Annotated in this window: 19 protein-coding genes and 1 pseudogene; 7 read left to right on the forward strand and 13 right to left on the reverse strand. The window is 41.6% G+C overall.

The features are described 5' to 3' along the window. Positions 1-118: 118 nt before the first annotated feature. From NSQ66_RS29675 to NSQ66_RS29685, 3 genes are all read left to right on the forward strand, one after another. Positions 119-727: a LysE/ArgO family amino acid transporter gene (locus tag NSQ66_RS29675; RefSeq protein WP_076140605.1), complete on the forward strand. Its 609-nt coding sequence runs from the start codon at positions 119-121 to the stop codon at positions 725-727. A 166-nt stretch (positions 728-893) separates the two neighbouring features. Continuing rightward, a complete protein-coding gene (gene guaC / locus NSQ66_RS29680) occupies positions 894-1,877 on the forward strand; it encodes a GMP reductase (protein ID WP_036682307.1) in 984 nt (327 codons plus the stop codon). A gap of 135 nt (positions 1,878-2,012) precedes the next feature. Next, positions 2,013-2,903, forward strand: a complete 891-nt coding sequence (locus NSQ66_RS29685; protein WP_076140603.1) for a diacylglycerol kinase family protein — start codon at positions 2,013-2,015, stop codon at positions 2,901-2,903. A 106-nt stretch (positions 2,904-3,009) separates the two neighbouring features. Here NSQ66_RS29685 and NSQ66_RS29690 read toward each other — a convergent pair whose 3' ends face one another. The 3 genes from NSQ66_RS29690 to NSQ66_RS29700 all read right to left on the reverse strand — a co-directional run bounded on the left by NSQ66_RS29690 (position 3,010) and on the right by NSQ66_RS29700 (position 5,563). Continuing rightward, positions 3,010-4,191: a multidrug effflux MFS transporter gene (locus tag NSQ66_RS29690; RefSeq protein WP_036682310.1), complete on the reverse strand. Its 1,182-nt coding sequence runs from the start codon at positions 4,189-4,191 to the stop codon at positions 3,010-3,012. A gap of 272 nt (positions 4,192-4,463) precedes the next feature. Continuing rightward, positions 4,464-5,000 (reverse strand): DUF2798 domain-containing protein, encoded by a 537-nt coding sequence (locus NSQ66_RS29695; protein ID WP_076140601.1) that lies wholly within the window; start codon positions 4,998-5,000, stop codon positions 4,464-4,466. Further along, positions 4,997-5,563, reverse strand: coding sequence for a TetR/AcrR family transcriptional regulator (locus NSQ66_RS29700; RefSeq protein ID WP_036682313.1), 567 nt, complete (start codon positions 5,561-5,563; stop codon positions 4,997-4,999). Before NSQ66_RS29700 ends, NSQ66_RS29695 begins: the two co-directional genes overlap by 4 nt. Positions 5,564-5,977: 414 nt before the next feature. On the opposite strand from NSQ66_RS29700, the gene NSQ66_RS29705 reads away from it, so the two are divergent. Continuing rightward, positions 5,978-6,379: a RidA family protein gene (locus NSQ66_RS29705; protein WP_036682315.1), complete on the forward strand. Its 402-nt coding sequence runs from the start codon at positions 5,978-5,980 to the stop codon at positions 6,377-6,379. 137 nt (positions 6,380-6,516) lie between these two features. Here NSQ66_RS29705 and NSQ66_RS29710 read toward each other — a convergent pair whose 3' ends face one another. Next, the gene (locus tag NSQ66_RS29710) at positions 6,517-7,929 is read right to left on the reverse strand and encodes an alanine/glycine:cation symporter family protein (RefSeq protein WP_036682317.1); all 1,413 of its coding nucleotides are present in this window, start codon (positions 7,927-7,929) and stop codon (positions 6,517-6,519) included. A 449-nt stretch (positions 7,930-8,378) separates the two neighbouring features. Then, complete coding sequence (locus NSQ66_RS29715; RefSeq protein WP_036682318.1) at positions 8,379-8,966, reverse strand: NAD(P)H-dependent oxidoreductase; 588 nt, start codon at positions 8,964-8,966, stop codon at positions 8,379-8,381. A gap of 121 nt (positions 8,967-9,087) precedes the next feature. Here NSQ66_RS29715 and NSQ66_RS29720 point away from each other — a divergent pair, with 121 nt between their 5' ends. Continuing rightward, a complete protein-coding gene (locus NSQ66_RS29720; protein ID WP_076105115.1) occupies positions 9,088-9,525 on the forward strand; it encodes a MarR family transcriptional regulator in 438 nt (145 codons plus the stop codon). Between the two features lie 447 nt (positions 9,526-9,972). On the opposite strand, the gene NSQ66_RS29725 is transcribed toward NSQ66_RS29720, so the two are convergent. The 7 genes and pseudogenes from NSQ66_RS29725 to NSQ66_RS29755 form a co-directional block, all read right to left on the reverse strand. After that, positions 9,973-10,854, reverse strand: coding sequence for an SMI1/KNR4 family protein (locus NSQ66_RS29725; protein ID WP_076105116.1), 882 nt, complete (start codon positions 10,852-10,854; stop codon positions 9,973-9,975). Positions 10,855-11,076: 222 nt separating this feature from the next. Then, positions 11,077-11,994, reverse strand: a complete 918-nt coding sequence (gene hprK / locus NSQ66_RS29730; RefSeq protein ID WP_076140599.1) for an HPr(Ser) kinase/phosphatase — start codon at positions 11,992-11,994, stop codon at positions 11,077-11,079. A gap of 118 nt (positions 11,995-12,112) precedes the next feature. Beyond that, a complete protein-coding gene (locus NSQ66_RS29735) occupies positions 12,113-13,189 on the reverse strand; it encodes an ankyrin repeat domain-containing protein (RefSeq protein ID WP_076140597.1) in 1,077 nt (358 codons plus the stop codon). Between the two features lie 249 nt (positions 13,190-13,438). Beyond that, positions 13,439-13,675, reverse strand: coding sequence for a YiaA/YiaB family inner membrane protein (locus NSQ66_RS29740; protein WP_305953524.1), 237 nt, complete (start codon positions 13,673-13,675; stop codon positions 13,439-13,441). Between the two features lie 27 nt (positions 13,676-13,702). Next, positions 13,703-13,915, reverse strand: a pseudogene (locus tag NSQ66_RS29745) (YiaA/YiaB family inner membrane protein); the annotation flags it as partial. A 229-nt stretch (positions 13,916-14,144) separates the two neighbouring features. Beyond that, complete coding sequence (locus NSQ66_RS29750) at positions 14,145-14,429, reverse strand: alpha/beta-type small acid-soluble spore protein (RefSeq protein WP_036682328.1); 285 nt, start codon at positions 14,427-14,429, stop codon at positions 14,145-14,147. Positions 14,430-14,504: 75 nt separating this feature from the next. Next, a complete protein-coding gene (locus NSQ66_RS29755; protein WP_051491242.1) occupies positions 14,505-15,692 on the reverse strand; it encodes an MFS transporter in 1,188 nt (395 codons plus the stop codon). Positions 15,693-15,985: 293 nt separating this feature from the next. Between NSQ66_RS29755 and NSQ66_RS29760 the strand changes: the two genes are divergently transcribed. Continuing rightward, the gene (locus NSQ66_RS29760) at positions 15,986-16,567 is read left to right on the forward strand and encodes a TetR/AcrR family transcriptional regulator (protein ID WP_036682330.1); all 582 of its coding nucleotides are present in this window, start codon (positions 15,986-15,988) and stop codon (positions 16,565-16,567) included. A gap of 81 nt (positions 16,568-16,648) precedes the next feature. Next, positions 16,649-17,368 carry a DUF4386 domain-containing protein gene (locus NSQ66_RS29765; protein WP_076099759.1) on the forward strand — a complete coding sequence of 240 codons (720 nt, stop codon included), beginning with the start codon at positions 16,649-16,651 and terminating at the stop codon, positions 17,366-17,368. Positions 17,369-17,376: 8 nt separating this feature from the next. Here the strand turns inward: NSQ66_RS29765 and NSQ66_RS29770 are convergent, their stop codons facing one another. Next, on the reverse strand, positions 17,377-17,961 hold the full coding sequence (locus tag NSQ66_RS29770) for a Crp/Fnr family transcriptional regulator (RefSeq protein WP_036682333.1): 585 nt from the start codon (positions 17,959-17,961) through the stop codon (positions 17,377-17,379). Positions 17,962-17,969: the final 8 nt, after the last annotated feature.

Genomic DNA, 17,969 nt, shown 5'->3' on the forward strand with positions numbered 1-17,969 from the left:
GCAAAGCCCAGACTGTATGATAGTACATATTATTTGTCCATAAAATTGTAGTAGACCAATCAAACCAATAGGTCCGTAAATTTTATAACGTATGACCAGTATCGGGGGAATAATAACTATGTTAGCCGCACTACTTCATGGCATTGCACTAGCCTTTGGATTAATTCTTTCACTTGGCGCACAAAATGTCTTTGTATTTAACCAAGGGGCCTCGCAGCCACATTTTAAAAAAGCCATTCCCGTTATTGTTACAGCCGCTTTATGCGATACCCTGCTTATTTTATTAGCCGTATTAGGTGTTTCAGTCCTTGTGTTTGCCATCCCCGTTCTGCAGACCGCTTTATTTGCTGTAGGACTTTTATTTCTTTTGTATATGGGATGGTCTATCTGGAAAAGTACACCGGCATCGTCAGCGCAAGACGCAACCCCTTTATCCTCCAAAAAACAAATCCTGTTCGCGCTGTCCGTTTCTTTATTAAATCCACATGCGATTTTGGATACTATTGGCGTTATCGGCACTAGCTCGCTTAGTTACACAGGTGTAGACAAAGTTGTATTTGCTGGCGCGACTATCCTAGTGTCATGGATTTGGTTCTTTGGGCTGGCTGTAGCCGGAAAAACCGTAGGACAAATCGACTCAAGTGGCAAAATCATGCGGATCATTAATAAGATCTCCGCGATCATTATCTGGACCGTTGCTGCTTATATTGCCTTCAAGCTTTTTTAAATGGAGGAAAAAGAATGCCGTACACGAATTTGCCGTATAATTATGTCCAATTTACACCATAATGTACTAGAATTTTGACTTACGGCGCAGAATGAGGTACATTACAATTTGGACGAACAATTAACAAACCAAAATACTATAATGTTCGCATTTAGAGGTGTAAATTATGAAAGAAGTATTCGATTATGAAGATATTCAATTAATTCCTGCAAAATGTATCGTAAACAGCCGTTCGGAGTGTGATACATCAGTCACCCTCGGTGGGCATAAATTTAGATTGCCGGTGGTACCTGCCAACATGCAAACCATCATTGATGAGAAGATCGCTATCTCCTTGGCGCAAAATGGCTATTTCTACATTATGCATCGTTTTGAACCGGAGAAACGTACGTCTTTCATCAAAGACATGCACTCCCGTGAATTAATCGCATCCATCAGCGTCGGAGTTAAAGAAGAAGAGTATGATTTCGTCGAACAATTATCCAAAGAACAGCTGGTTCCGGAATTCATTACAATTGACATTGCACATGGCCATTCCGAAGCAGTCATTCGGATGATCAAACATATTAAACAATACCTGCCTGCTAGTTTTGTTATTGCAGGAAATGTAGGAACACCTGAAGGCGTTAGAGAATTAGAAAACGCTGGGGCTGATGCTACTAAAGTTGGGATTGGACCAGGGAAGGTATGTATCACTAAGATCAAAACTGGATTCGGTACAGGCGGCTGGCAGTTAGCTGCGCTACGCTTGTGTGCCAAGGCTGCAAGCAAGCCTATTATTGCCGATGGAGGCATTCGCACACACGGTGATATTGCTAAATCCGTACGATTTGGCGCTTCTATGGTCATGATTGGTTCACTATTTGCTGGTCATGAAGAATCTCCGGGTGAAACCATCGAAATCGCTGGGAAGCTCTATAAAGAATACTTTGGCTCCGCTTCAGAATACCAAAAAGGTGAAAAGAAGAACGTCGAAGGTAAGAAAATTGCGGTTGAGCATAAGGGGGCTTTAGCAGAAACCCTAAGAGAAATGGAGCAGGATCTTCAATCCTCCATCTCTTATGCAGGTGGCAATAAATTAGAGGCTATCCGTAATGTGGATTACGTTATCGTTAAGAACTCCATTTTTAATGGAGATAAAGTCTATTAATTGAATACACAGGTGGGCAGGATGACTTAGGTCAATCTTGCTCACCTTTTTTTATGAGAACGAGTTCCGCTGGCCTACTTTGGGGTAATGGTAAGAATAAACTTCTATTAGATCACAATAGAGAGGATTATCCTTATGCGGCAAGCTATGATTATTATTAACCCCTCATCCGGTAAAGAGGAAGCCAGCCAATATGTCAGATACGCAACAAGAGTCCTAAGTGACAAAGACTACTCCGTTACGATCAACGAGACGGCAAAAGAACTAGACGCCACTCGTTATTCCATCACTGCTTGTGAGGAAGGTTATGACCTGGTTGTCTCTATCGGCGGGGATGGCACGCTTCACGAGACCATTAATGGTCTTATCGATCAGGAACACCACCCAATATTAGGTGTGGTTCCTTTAGGAACGGCTAATGATTTCGCCCGTGCATTACAAATTCCACTGAATCCCGAAATAGCCATTCAAACCCTTGCCTCCTCTAACCTAAAAAACGTAGATATCGGTCGCTTAAATGACCGCCTATTCGGCAACGTTGTTGCTGTAGGTTCAATTGCCGGATCATTATCCTCTGTATCCTCCGAAGATAAAACCAAACTCGGCTCATTGGCATACTTGAAAGAAGGTCTTAAACAACTTACAAGCCCTACAGCCCACCCCCTTGTCATTCACCATGATGAACAAATATGGCAAGGAGACTCCTTACTCTTTCTCGCCGTATTAACCAACTCAGTCGGCGGGTTCGAGAATCTAATACCGGATGCTGCGGTTGACGACGGTCTGCTTCATTGTTTTATTATTTTGGACCTCAGTATATTCAATACCATTACAGCCAGTATATCTTTACTGCTGGGTACCCTCAAAGATCATAAAGACGTTGTCTATTTCACAGCCCACAATGTAAGTGTAAGCTCTCTAGAAACCGTAAGAACCAATGTAGATGGCGAAGAAGGTCCAACTTTGCCTATTACACTAAGTGTTCTCCCTCGTCATATCCAAGTCATTGTGCCAGAAGTGGACTAACAAACAAAAAGCAGTCCGGAACTCAAAAAGTTCCAGACTGCTGCCCTTAATTTATGGACGCCCCGATCCATATCTTCCTACTAATCAAATGACTAAGAAGTTATTTCTATTCCACTACAATAAATTTTTTGCCTAATAACCACATTCCGCCGCTAATCCCTAAGAAATAAATAGGCATCGTCAGTAATGAACCATTATGAAGAGCGCTCATTCCCCACGTCGCCAAGCTAACAAGCAAATAATAGCCCAAGCTAAATATTGCGCCTGCTGTTCCTACAACATCCTGAAATTGAACAAGAGCAAGACTTAGACAATTAGGTAAAGCAATCCCTGCACCCATTAATAGGACAAACAGCGCTATTAGAATACATACGATCACTATCATGTCCGGCAGCGAGTCAAGACTGCTTGCGATTGTTAATAGCAAGGCTCCGCCCGCCATTACTAGACAGCCGATATGGATTATTTTTTCTGGGGCATAGAGGGTTAATAACCTTTTGGAGATCATTGCTCCTACAATCGACGCCAAAGCCACAATAATGCCGAGAAAACCATAGACTCCTGGCGAAATCTGAAAGTGTTCAATAAATATAAAAGGAGCTTCAGCATAATAGCTGAATAAGATTCCGTTAATGCCTCCAATTAGTAATCCAAACACCAATACACGTGGCAATGCGAGCATTTTTTTGACTATAGGCAGAATAGCCACCTTTTTTCTCATGGAAACATCAGTGGTTTCTGGCAGCTTCCAAAAAGCATACATAAATAACAACACACTCATCATCACTAATGTAAAGAAAACCGCTCGAAAACCAAAAGCTTGATCCACCCATCCGCCAATTAACGGACCTACTGCGGGAGTAAAAGCAATGACCGCCGAGATTTGGGCAAACATAACATGCCGTTTATTCCCGGAGACACTCTCACGAAGAATGGTTTGGGTAATAATCGAACCTGTTGCTGCTCCAAACGCTTGTATAAACCGGCTGACTAACAGCAGATGAATGGATTCTGAGTAAAAACACATCAGGCTTCCCATACCGTATACAAGAAGTCCAGCCAGCATGGAAGATCTCCGCCCGATGAAGTCAGACAACCAACCCCAGCTAAAAACACCTAAAGCAAATCCAATAAAATATATACTTAACGTTAACTGTACAGAACTATTGGTGGCCCCAAGTGCTACTGCGATATCCGGTAACGATGGGGTGTAAATCGTCTCACTAATTTGCGGAAAAGCCACAAGAACAATCATTAAAAGTAACGATGGTGCTGCATATTTTTTCATCTTATTTTCGCCCTCCTACAAGCTTATATCCTCGAACAACTACAAGAATATGAGCCTAGCTAGGGAAATGGGGGCATCATTATGGCAAGACGACTATAGATCATCATGTCAGAAAATCACCTTTCATTGTTATGCTTTCATTGTTATATAGGAGGGCTTACCCGAAAGATATCGGGCAAAGATTTGAGTTTCAATTATTCAACCAAAACATCATTATACACGGTAATAGAAAAGCTCTCAAACGAATCGCTTCGCCTGAGAGCTTATTTATGTTAGGAATTTTGTTCTGATAATCCATGTATAGTTACGCCAACAGCGCTGGATTTCTTTTTGTCCTGAGAAGCATGTAGCTTTACCATCACAAATCTTGCAAACGGCTGTATTAATATACTTTCAGCGAACAGTGCAATCAGGAAATTTCTTGGCCAATTGGCTAAGAAGTGATTAAACGTTTGAGAACTCAACCCGTTTCCGATAATGTCTCCAATAAACGTCATACAAAATGACATCCCTAGTACGGTGAACAAGATAAGGAATAGGATTTTGGCGTTGAAGCTATCTGTGGGTTGTGTGAATGTAGCTGTCAGCTTTTCGGCAATACGGCCAATAACAACAGGCTCAATAATCATGACAATTACCCAAATGATCGGAAACACCTTAAGAATCGTTAAGGCAACCTCACCATTAAATTCTCCAACCCCTAAAATGATATTTATTGAAGACATAAACAGTACCGTCAGTGTACAAATGATTGCACCATATAATGCCCCCTCCTTACCGTTTCTTGGTAATCTTGCTTCTTGATTCATGATGTTCTTCCTTTCAATATTGTCGGTAATAGTTTGGCGATAGTTTTTAAGGGAGTTGTAGATTTTTGCGTTAGGCACAACATCATCGCCCCTTCAATCGAAGCCGTCATCCACAAAGCCATATCGGAGGCTGATTCCTGCGAATAACCTTCAGTTACAAGCTTATCGCAGTAAATTCGTTCCATGTTCTCATAGAGCAAGCTACATGCCTGGCGAACAGGTTCACTCACCGTAGCCATTTCACTGACAATACTGCTAAAGGTATATCCGGTAATCGTGCCCTCAGTTTCTAAGTTGTGAACTAACTTGTCAATCATGGATTGTGTAGCTTCTAACGTCGATGGATGCTTTTTAAAAATATCCTCAATATCTATCGTAATTGCTTCATTTAAGCCCTTTAAACAAGCAATTAATAGTTCTTCTTTTCCATTTGGAAAATGATGATAAAGCGCTCCTTTGGTCACATTACAGGCTTTTAAAATTTCACTCACGCCTACATTTTTATATCCTTTTTGCTGAAAAAGAAGTGTCGCCGTCTCAATCATTAGCGATTTTGTATCCACAATAACGTACTCCCCCTAACATACCAACCGGTCTGTTTGTTATTATAACAATATAAAAAAGAATAATGTAAGTCTTTTTTGCTTTTTTTTCAAAAAATATTTCATTATTTTCATTTATAACAGCAAAAAAAGCTTAGAAAATTGTGTCGAAAGTGGAATTGTTGCAGTATCACTTGGATTAATGATATCATTCTGAGGAAACTTATCTTACTTTAAATATGAAGGAGGAATACCCGGTGAAAAAGAGATCGCTAAAATATCTATCTTTTGGTATTGGGTATTCTACTGCTGTTTTTTTCTAGAATTAATTATTGATAGGATAGGTCTGTCAAAAATTAAAAGAAACTAAAAAACAGCGGAGATATATAACTTAGATATCGGTATGTATCTTCTATTTAAAGGAGAATTCACAAAATGAACTTAAATAATAATGTTATTACAAGATATAATCCAGAGAATATTGCTAAACCGGTTGGTAACTATAGTCATGTAACAAAAATAAGTAGAAATGCTGAAATGTATGTATTTTCTGGCCAAATTGGAATCGATCAAAACAATCATATCCCTACAGATTTTAACCAACAGGTAACAAATACGATGAGTAATATTGTTGAAGTCCTTTCTTCTCAAAGGCTAACACCTGATAATGTAATCAAAATCAACATTTGGGCTACGGAAGAAATCGATTGGAACCATTTCTATGAAATTTGGAATAAAGTATTCGGCATGACACCTCCTTCAATGACAATTGCTTATATTAAAGGATTAGGGTTACCTGAATTAAAAATTGAGTTAGATGTATGGGCTGCTGGTTAAACCCTAAATCAAGAGGGAGTAATTTAATTTTCTGTACACCAAACGAGCCTTAGAAGCGATTCTAAAGGCTCGTTTTTCTAACTACCCCTTTATACCAAAAAGGGCTCAGTTTCCTGAGCCCTCAAATACTTACCCTACTATGTTTTTATATCTGAAGAATTGTCCCAACATTCCACGTTCTCCAAACCCTCTATGCTATCTTTATAAAAGACAGGGTCCTTGCCTGCACGCTTCTGGCGCTTATAATCCTGCAGGGCGGCAAAGGCCACCTTAGATAATAGAAGAATAGCGATCAAATTCACGATGACCATGAAGCCCATAAATAAATCAGCCAAATCCCATACCAATTGAACCTTAGCTACGGAGCCAAAAATAATCATCGCCAAGACGCTGTATCTATAGAATAGTAATACTTTTTTATTGGAGTTCAAGAATTCTATATTGGTCTCACCATAATAATAATTTCCGATTAACGTACTGAAAGCAAACAACAAAATCATGATCGCTAGGGATCCAGAGGCCCACGAACCAATATGTTCGCTTAATGCCGCTTGTGTCAGCTTAATTCCATCCAGCCCTGGCTGTTTATACGCATCAGATAACAAGATAATAAAAGCAGTACTCGAACAAATAAGTAACGTGTCTGTAAGTACACCCAGCGCTTGCATCAGCCCTTGTTTCACCGGATGACTAGTTGTTGCAGTTGCCGCAGCATTTGGAGCACTACCCATCCCCGCTTCGTTGGAGAATAGTCCTCTTTTCACCCCTTGCAGAATGACTGCCCCAAAAGATCCCCCCGCGATTTGTTCAAATCCAAAAGCACTTTTCACAATAAGCGCCAGAATCGCCGGTATTTCCGTAATATTAATTAACATAATAATAACAGCGGCCCCAATATAGATCCCTGCCATTACCACTACAATATATTCGGACATTCTAGCAATACGTTTAACCCCACCAAAGATAACAGCCGCAAAAGCAGCAGCGACTACAAGTCCAAGAATCACCCGATTAGTGCCAAATGAATTCTCAAAGGCCACTGTAATCGTATTGGATTGAACTGCATTAAATACAAGACCAAAGGATAACGTGATCAAAACCGCAAATACCGCGCCCATCCAGCGTTTTTTCAGGCCTTGCTCCATATAATAGGCGGGACCACCACGAAATCCAGTCTTGTCCTTCACTTTATACACCTGTGCCAGAGTACTTTCAATAAATCCGGACGCTGATCCAATAATAGCTATGACCCACATCCAAAAAACAGCTCCTGGTCCACCTATTGCGATAGCAATTGCGATCCCTGTAATATTCCCTGTCCCAACCCTTGCTGCCATACTGATACAGAAAGCCTGAAACGACGAAATGGAATCTTTTGACCTTTCATTGGACTCTTTAAGGACCCTAAACATTTCTTTAAACATGCCAAACTGAACAAACTTCGATCGAATGGTGAAATAAATTCCACAAACAATAAGCAGAACCACCAAAATTTTCGACCAAAGAAAGTCATTTGTTGCGCTAATCATACTGTCTAACATTTGTTGCATGTGAATCCGCCTCTCCATTGTGTCGATACCCAGTTGCTGAACCTTAAGTTACATAGTATTTTCAAATATAACAGCCCTTATTTCAAAAGCCAACAAAAAAAATTAGCCAGCAACACCATACCTTACACCGGTGTGAGAGCTATTTCTCCATCTTCATCTGAGCCACAAGCTGCTTTAGAATAATATAGGCTTTTTTTACATTAATTATATTTAATCACATACGAGTTGTATATAATTAAGGCTTTCACAATTAATAGTAAATAAGGAGGCTGAATAAAAAAAGCAGCCGGTGGAAGAAATGTATGACTACAATGTATGCGCGTATTTATATCGTGGAGAACATTTGGTTTGATCCCACCGTTGTTTTGAACCATCCAACTATGGGATCGCTTGAGACATCCACTTCCAGTGTTATCTCGAATAATCATAGAGCAGATATTTTCGAGGTATTAATTAGCCACAGCTTTAAAATATTGGTACACCTGATTTAACTTCTTATCATGTTTCCCTTTCGGACTCTCCATATTCCCAAATTCGAAAAACTTCACTTTCTTGATGCCACAATATTGAAATAATGCTTTTCTCATCAGCACTTTATGGGAATTATTCAACCAATATAAAGGATAGAGGGTCGGCCCCTTCATGCTGGAAATGCAAACCACTGACTTTCCTTTCAGCAGCCCTTCGGGGATGAGGCCACCCTTTTCTCTGTAAGCGAAATTAGAAGCAAACATTTGGTCAATATAACCGAGCAACATCGCGGGAGGACGTCCCCACCAGATTGGATACACAAACACAATTTTATCGGCCTGACGAATCTGCTCCCGATACTTCTCGAGCTTGGGATCAATATGCATGTCTCTTCTACGTTTATTTTCATTAAAGACCAGCACAGGATCAAATTGCTCTTCGTAAAGATCAAGGACCTCTATCTTCGTGATCTTTTGATTCTCATTACTTCCCTGAATGACTTTATTGAAAAAAGCATAACTTAAACTTTTATGATTCGGATGTGTATAGATGACTAAAACGTTCATTGCTCCACCTCTTTAATTATCATTTGATAACAAAATGGTATCACAACCGTTATTTAGTTGTCAAATGATAATTGTATTATGATAATTATTTTGTTAAGGTTTACAATAAGAGGTGATCCTTATGGACAAACAAGCGTTTTTTCAGAAAATTGTTACCTTTACGACAGCAGTCCATGAAGTAACATTTGACTTTACCAAAGATGTTAGACCGGAAGGCATTACGCCCGTTCAATATAGTATTCTGGAATATATTGCGGTTAGCCAGCCTGTTACCCTCAGCCAAATCAGCGATTGTAAGAATATCTCTATGCCGAATACCAGCCGTGAGCTCAAGAAATTAACAGAAAAAAACCTGTGTGAGAAGCTTGATGTCGCCGAGGACCGGCGTAAGCAAATGATTCGGTTGTCTGATGCTGGACAAGCGATGATGAACGAGGCTTTTGAACGGATCGGTGAACGTTTTCTGAACCGGATTAAAGAGGTTCCCCCAGAGGAATTAGCCGAGATTAACCATGCCCTCGATATCCTGCAATCTAAGGTGTTTAGCACCCAGCAATGATCCGAGAAAAAGACAGCAGAGCAGCGGTTCCCCATTAATGGGGGCACCGCTGCTCTGTGTTTTGGGTCGTTGGTTAGCTGACTCAAGACCGATTATTGGCTAGTAAAACCCAACGACTTCGAATCAGCCCCACCTTCAGCTAAATCGCCGAATCGTATTCGTCCACTGAGGCTTTCGGACCCAGATGACGTTATTGGCATATTTTTAGCCTTTTGTGCGTAGTTTCGGACTCCAGCGACGCTATTCCTATGAATCGGGTTCATATTGGGTGTTTTTTATGCCAATAGCTGCTATGCGGTCCGTTGGCATTTCAAATATGCGAAAAAGCTGCATTTAAGGTCAGCTGAGTCCGAAAGACGCTCCCCTTATAATCACCTAATAGAAATAGGCACTCCTCTTAAGGAATGCCTTGATTTGATTATAAGTATTCTTAGCCAGCGAAATAGACTATTTCACCAGTCCGCTGATAAAGGTCTCAAAATTATCAGCCAAACGCGTGATTTTGTATTTGTTATCCCGATCTACATGAATAACCTCAGGTTCGCCATCATTCCCGAATTCGCGGTAATCCAGCATCACCACTTCATTCTCAGAAGGACAATCACAAATCACCACGCCAACTTCAGGATAACGTCCATTTTCAATCACAGTCCGGCTGCCTGAAGCTCCACACAGCGACTTATTCTTATCTCGTCCAATTCCGAGGATACCAGAAATCGTAATAAATTCTCCTGTTCCCGGAATCGGATAACGATTGTTATGAGGAATTCCCCCATTATGTAACTTCATCATATCCACATAGGAAGCAGGCAGCTTGAAGACCAGCTCTTCTTGTACTGAAGTAATCAACGCATCTGAAGGCGGATCAGAGATATATTCTGAGAACGCATACTCGCTGTCATCCCAGAAATTAGTGGTATCCAACGCTATTACAGGCTTCTTTGCAGGTTTGCTTACAGGCTTTTTCGCAGCTTTTTTAGCCAATTTACGTTTGATCCAGCCCAGAAACTCCAGTGTGTCTTCATCATCAGGCTCCAGCTGATCGGCAATCGTAAACGCTTTTAAAGCTTCGTCATATCTTTTCAGATAATAATAAGAAACCCCGATACGGTAATGCCAGAGCGGGTCACCTTCACCCTCTTCTTCAATGCTCAAATACTGCTCTAAAGCCTCTTCATATTGCCCGAGATTATTAAGCGCCCTGCCCAAATGACTAGTCAGAACATAATCTCTTTCCTCTTCAGGAATTTCCGTGATTGCATCCACGATTTCTTGAAATTCATCTTCCTCATGCCATTCATCCAATTTTGCCAATAACTCATCACTCATCATTAATACCTCCTATTAACGATCACTCAAAATACCTATTAGAAATTATACCATTTCTAACCTATGCCCAGCCAATAACGCATGTCCTAGCCATATCAATCAAAAGACAACTTCCCTTTTTGCTGTGAAAAACAGACCGCAGCGTTTATCTGCGGTCTGTTTTGAGTATACAGAAAACCATTTATTTATGGGTAACTATAATTGCTGCCTTCTATCCTGCCTTTACGACTGCATCCCGTTTTCGATCCTCTGCAGGAACTCTTCAGCGGCACTATAGCCAAGCTGCTTAAGGTACCAATTGTTCGCAGCCGCCTCGATCAGGCCAGCCACGTCACGGCCAGGCTGAAGCTGAATTTCAATATGCGGAATTTGCACGCCAAGATAGTCTGTGAACTGGGGTTCGATTTCGAGCTCATTATTCAAGGAATTCTCCCGCCATGGTGACAACTCGATGTCGAGTACAATTCGTGTCTCTTCCTGAAAAGCTCTACGCCCGTACTGCCGTACAACGTTGATCAGACCAATACTGCGCAGCGCTAGGAATTCACGGGTCGTTTCATTATGCGTGCCGAGAAGCGTCGCCGGTCCCAGCTTCTTAAGCACAACTACATCATCGGCCACAAACCGATGACCTCTTCTAATGAGCGTGTGAGCGGTTTCGCTTTTTCCGATCCCGGACTTGCCCCTCAATAGGACCCCTATGCCGGACACGTTCACACACACTCCATGAATTGAAAGTTCAGGCGCCAGCGCCTTCACCAGATAAGTATCAATCTTTGCGATGAACTCTGACGTCGTCTCTTCCGTTCGAAGTAGTGGTATACCTTCTTGGTCGCAGAATAAAGTCAAATAAGGAATCTCCTGCTGACCCGTCGTCACAATAAAGCATGGGGGATGATACTTAACAATATTGCCAATATGTAACTTGCGTTGCTCAACGCTTAGCTTTAGCAGATAATTGATTTCTTTGCGGCCCAATACTTGTACTCGCTTCATGGGGAAAAAATCGAAGTAACCCACGAACTCCAGGCCAGGTCTATGTGTCTTTGAGCGAGTAATCTCACGGTCCATGCAGCTAGCACCCGCAAGCACTTCCAGCTTAAACGTTTCCGTAAGGCTTTGAACGGTAATCGATTTCAATGTTGTTCTCCTCCTGTGGCTACGTATTTTGAATACGTAATACGGTTACCGGGATATATTCAACGACGAATAGAATGATTCCTGCAAAAGAAATAGGCAGATCAAGAGATATTAACAACTATGTTCCTTCAAGAAAATTAATAAGGTATATCTCCGGCTGCGTGAGAAATTCTGCAAAACTACATAAATCCGCGTACGTCTGATGTTCCACGTCGTAACAGCCGATCAGGCCTTTTTTCTTCGGATTCCACATAAGCAGCAGATCAGAGTAATTATCTATATCGGCTGACAGACGGAGCAGCTTTTGCCGGCCGATTTTCATTTCAATGGTATCAGTTAATGTGAAAAAGTCGATATATCTAATTTCATATTCATTTTGTGTTAGCTCAAGACGCAGATTTTTTCCAGTAAGAAAGCTAACCAATTCATCAGACAATTTATATTTTCTCAGCTCAAACTTCTTGTTCTCGATATCATGAAATTCAGCCGGCTCTAACGATTTCAAATAGTCAGCCAAAGCTGTATTCTTATTACTCACTGCAATGGTGTACGGGCGATCGCCATCTTTTTCTGCCAAGGTAACGTCTGCGCCACGTTCAATCAAAAATTGTACCATCGCTTGATTACCAATTCTCGTGGCAACTGTTAACGGAGTCGCTTGATAAGGATAGACCATATCGGATTTGTTGTAATTAATGTCCACCCCATGATCCAGTAAATAAGTAACGGTCTTAAGGTCATGATCTGACACCGCTTTGCGTAATACACCCCCACCATGCTGCTTAATATCTAATCCTAGCTCATGTATGAGCGGGATATTGTTTTTGTTGCCATAGTAGGCCTGCGAATATGCACCTGACTTGACCTGATTAAGCTTGTCCAGTTTAGCCCCTTGTGCTGCAATATAGCGGACGATATCTTCTTTGCAATAGCGAACCGCGAGCAAAAAAGCCGGATTATTCTTCACATTCAGATTTACACTGTGCTGTACCAGCAGCTTTATGACATCCATTCTCTCTGATATAAGCGCCAAATCTAACGGGGTTAACGTAGTATATTGGCTAAGGACGATGCCCTCTTCAATATCCCAGCCTGCTCTAATGGCAGCCTCTAATTCCGGAATGTTTCCATTGTAAATATGCATGGCCATTTGCGGCAGTTCCTGGAACTTCCCTATATCCTTCAGACGGATCATCCATTATCCACTCCTACTTCAAGTATTATGAAGAGTATAGAGAACCGTATAGTAAAAAACAATCCAAACTAAGGATGTTGTTCTAACAAATAGTCCTCATAATATTTAGATCGGCAAGATTATTGCTGCTATTTCAAAAAAATAAACAGAAGCTCCGTTAATACACGAAGCTCCTGTTTACAATTTATGATGGTAAGTAAAGTTGAAGCAGCTTGCTGTTGGCAGCGAGAAAGCTGGCTATATCCCTCTTTATCCTTGGATGTCCCGTCTCGCCTCTTGCTCGGCAAGAATCTCGTTATCTTCCGCGTTATCCCGCGTCACTTTCTGAACGCCAATAGCGCTATAAGAAATCAAGAGAATAACAGCTATGTAATACCCCTTTACATTTAATTCAAATGGAGCATTGTAAAGACCAATAAAAAACATCGCATACCCGATAATCAAACCCACAAAAGCCATAATTGTGAAGGCCCCTGTGTTTCTCATCCTGTGTTTAGGGTTATCCAAACGAAATTCTTTATCCTCTGTATTGTCCCTGACCACCTTTTGCACAACGATACAGGAAATCGTAATTAACACCATACAAAGCAAATAATACCCTTTTACGTTTAGCTCCCAAGTGTCGTTGTACACTCCCAAACAGAATAGAAAAAGTCCTGCCCCCAATGCAAAATACGATGCCCCCGTAAAAGCAGCCGTGTTGCGTTTGCGATATCTCTGATTCATCTGATAATTCCTCTCCCACTACAGACTTGAATGATGATATATCCTTCTCCACTATACCGTGGAACATCGGTAAAATTCTACCATGAATCAGGTTGTTTTAGGGAATTTCAGGAATTTTTTTACTATACAATTATAAAATAACGCAAACACCGAAAGGACGGCCTCAGTCCCGTACAATATAGGACGAAAACCGCCTCCCGCGATCTCTGCAACATATATTAGAAAAATGCTACTGCCTTTCCTGATCCACCAATTGCTGCTGTGCGAGACGAATCATTTCGCGGACCATCGATCCACCAATTTTACCGCCGATCTGGCCCACCGATTCTGTGCTCAAATGACCATTTTGACCGTGCTCCAAAGGGACACCCAGTTCTTTTGCGACTTCGTATTTCACATCATCAGGCCGCTCCGGATCTACATCATACCCCTCGCGCCGCATCACTTCCGCTTTAAAAATTTGCATTCCGCGGCTGGCTCCCGGCACTGCATATTTCCTGTTTCTTCTAGACATCCTTATCCCCTCCCAAACCTGTTTTAAATAACATGCCCGGAAAACGGAACCTCCACCCTTATTGACTTGCCCCGATTATTTCCAAGCAGGGCGCCGTTGCAACGCGGCATTCGTAGCACGCAAGGTTACAGCCCAAAATAAAAAAGCCACAGCACTAACAGAAGCTCCAAGCCAACATACCCCGTTCCAGCCATAGTGAGAATATATTTGAGTGGAAGCAATCGATCCGGTAGCACTTCCAATGGAGTAAAAAACCATATACCCTGCGGTGAGCCGACTACGTGCCTCCATGCGCAAGGTAAGTATGATACTTTGATTGGTGACATGCACCGCCTGCACAGCCAAATCAAGCAGAACAATACCAATGACCAATGCCAACAGCGACTGCTCCGTAAAACTGATAAACCACCATGATATCAACAATAGAAGTAATGCTATGCCTGTCGTTCTCTGTCCATGACCCTGATCAGCTAGCTTTCCCGCCCGCGCAGCAGCTAATGCTCCCACAATTCCCGCCAGACCAAATGCCCCAATTGCAGTATGTGAAAGTGATAACGGCGGAGCACTGAGAGGCAAGACCACAGAAGTCCACAGAATACTGAAAGCAGTAAAAATCAGCAAAGCCAGAATAGCGCGGATACGCAATACTCTCTCTTGCACAAACAACATAAACACTGAACTAAGCAGCTGAGCGTATGACAGTGTTTTTACCTCACGTTCCACATTTGGCAACACCCTAAATAATGTACACACCATACAAAGCATTAAAGCAGCAGAAAAAAGGTATACGGAACGCCAACCTGCAAGATCTGTAAGTATTCCTGAAATGGATCGCGCAAGAAGTATTCCAATCACAATTCCACTTGTGACCATGCCTACGACTCGCCCGCGTTCGGCAGGGGCAGCCATTGTCGCCGCGAACGCAACAAGCGTCTGTGTTACAACAGCGAGTAGTCCCACTGAGGCCATACCTACGAATAGTACCGTGCTGGAAGAGGCAGTACCCACGATAATCAAAGCCACCACAGATAATAACATCTGGCCGATAATCAGGCGGCGCTGATTCAGTAAATCTCCTAGTGGCACGAGCAGTAACAGCCCCACTGCATAAAAGATCTGCGTGATAGTAATAAGAATACCAATGGTTGAATAATCAATACCAAATTCTCTCGACAAATGATCAAGCAATGGTTGTGCAAAGTAGATGTTTGCAACCGACATCCCGCAGACAACGGCAAACAAAAGTGTCATATAACGAGGCATCGAGGAAGCATGAATAGAATCAGATGGCGTATGCGTCTCTTGTGACGAAAGCTTCTCTTTAGTCCCTTGCATTTTGGACACACCCTTTCTCTGTTAAATTTAAATCGCAAACACTTTCCATACCGATCAGTATGTTATTGTGCTCAGTAAATTTATCTCACAAAACAAATGATGTCAACATAAATATTTGACGCCACCGACTTTCATTTGACAATTTATACGACTAGTTCTAGTATTATAAAATACTGTTCGGTAATCAATTATTGAAATCAAATATAAAGAGGGGTGTTATAATGGCTCGAACCCGTGAATTTGACGAGGAAAAAGTATTAGAATCAGCTATGGAGCTATTTTGGGAAAAGGGATATGAGGCTACCTCATTAAGTGATTTAACTTCCAGAATGGGCATTCAACGCCCCAGTATATACTCAGCTTTTGGAGACAAAAAAGAATTGTTCGAAGCTGCGCTACGTAAATATACGATGTCCCATGCTTCTCGTGTCCGAGCCCAACTTCAAAGCAATCCATCCGTGAAAAAAGCCTTTCGTAGTTTTTTTGAAGATGTGGTGGCGGAGGAGTATTCAGGCAGTGTGAACCGAGGATGTTTTTGCATCAATACAATGGTCGAGCTGGCACCTCATGATGAGAAATTCGAGATCCTTACAAGAGAACATCAAATGTATCTATCGGTCATATTTCAAGAAACTATTGAACGCGGTATACAATCAGGTGAGCTTAAGGGTGGTGTAAATGCGAAGGCCTTGGCACAGGCACTAATCGTATCGCTAATAGGGCTTACTGTACTCTTGAAATCTCGCCCAGAGCGATCCTTTGTTGATAACGCGATAACAATGATACTTACTTCGCTTGATTAAATTCAGAGTCTTGATTTAAGTCAATGCCCGACATAGTACTCCTAATTACAATGAAATAAAAGTCCTTTAGGAGGCTATCTTATGGCTATCTCAGAAAAAGACCTGTCGAATCAGCGCAAGTCCGCTTTAACAGCTGGAATATCACTGATCATCATGACCATTGCTTCATTTTTTTCATATGGCTTTGTCCATGGGACTCTTGTTGTGCAAGGCGATGCCAGTGCCACATTTATTAACATCGTATCTTCCAACAACCTTTTCAAAGGGGAAATCTTGGGCTGGATCATCATTATGATTGCTGACATTCTGGTCGCCTGGGCGTTTTATATGTTTCTAGAACCCGTCAACCAAAATCTTTCATTACTCGGCGCATGGCTCCGTTTAACCTATTCCGCTATATTGGCAATCTCTATCTTAACCTTGATATTTGTGCTGCTGTTCACGGGAAACACAAATGGCTTTTCCACATTAACAATCGAACAAACTCAAGCATTTATGATGTTATTTCTGGATGCATTTCAATTCATTTGGTCTATGGGGTTAGTCGTTTTTGGCGGGCATTTGTTAATAGTGGGCTATGTGGCTTTAAAATCCGATGTCATTCCTAAAGTAATCAGCATCCTGCTGCTGCTTGCTTCAATAGGCTATATTATCATTCATCTAAGCAAAATGTTTCTCACACAATATGAGGCAGTCATTACAACACTTAATTTTATTTTTACTATTCCTATGATTGTAGGAGAACTAGGCTTTGGGATATGGCTACTGCTTAGAGGTGGAAAAATCCCCAAAAGTGTATAACGATTTTGCTATTCATCACCGGAATGAACCCGCTTCTTAATTCTACTTAATGACTCTGGCGTAATCCCCAAATAACTGGCTAGTTGATGTTGGGGGACACGGGTAAGTAAATGAGGTCTTTTTTGTAACAAGGCTTTGTAACGTTCTTCAGGATTGGAAGCAATAAAGGAAGTCAACTCATCCTGAACCTCACCCAGGTTTTCCTCTACCATTTTGCGTATCATGGTTTCCAGCTGAGCGTGTTTATGGAGCATATCCTGTTCCGCATTAAGATCACCAACCACCAATATGCTGTCTTCTAGGCAGGTTAAGGTGTACGCTGAGGGTCTACTCTCTTGATGCCGATTAAAAATCGAAACCGCTTGCTCTTCCGTATAAAAATTAGATGTGACTTCTTTGCCCGATTCATCTACCGAGGACTGCCTCACACATCCCTTTAACACAAAAAAACATTTTGAGGGAACGTCTCCTTGTCTAAGGAGTACCGTTCCCTTCTTGTATTCCTCAATAGGAATACCTTCAACAATATCCTGCTGTTCCATTTCGTTAAGAGATGTAAATTTACTCATATACTTATACAATATGCTTTTCATTTATCTCT

Source organism: Paenibacillus sp. FSL H3-0329 (assembly GCF_037963285.1).
Taxonomy (GTDB): Bacteria; Bacillota; Bacilli; order Paenibacillales; family Paenibacillaceae; genus Paenibacillus_AQ; species Paenibacillus_AQ odorifer.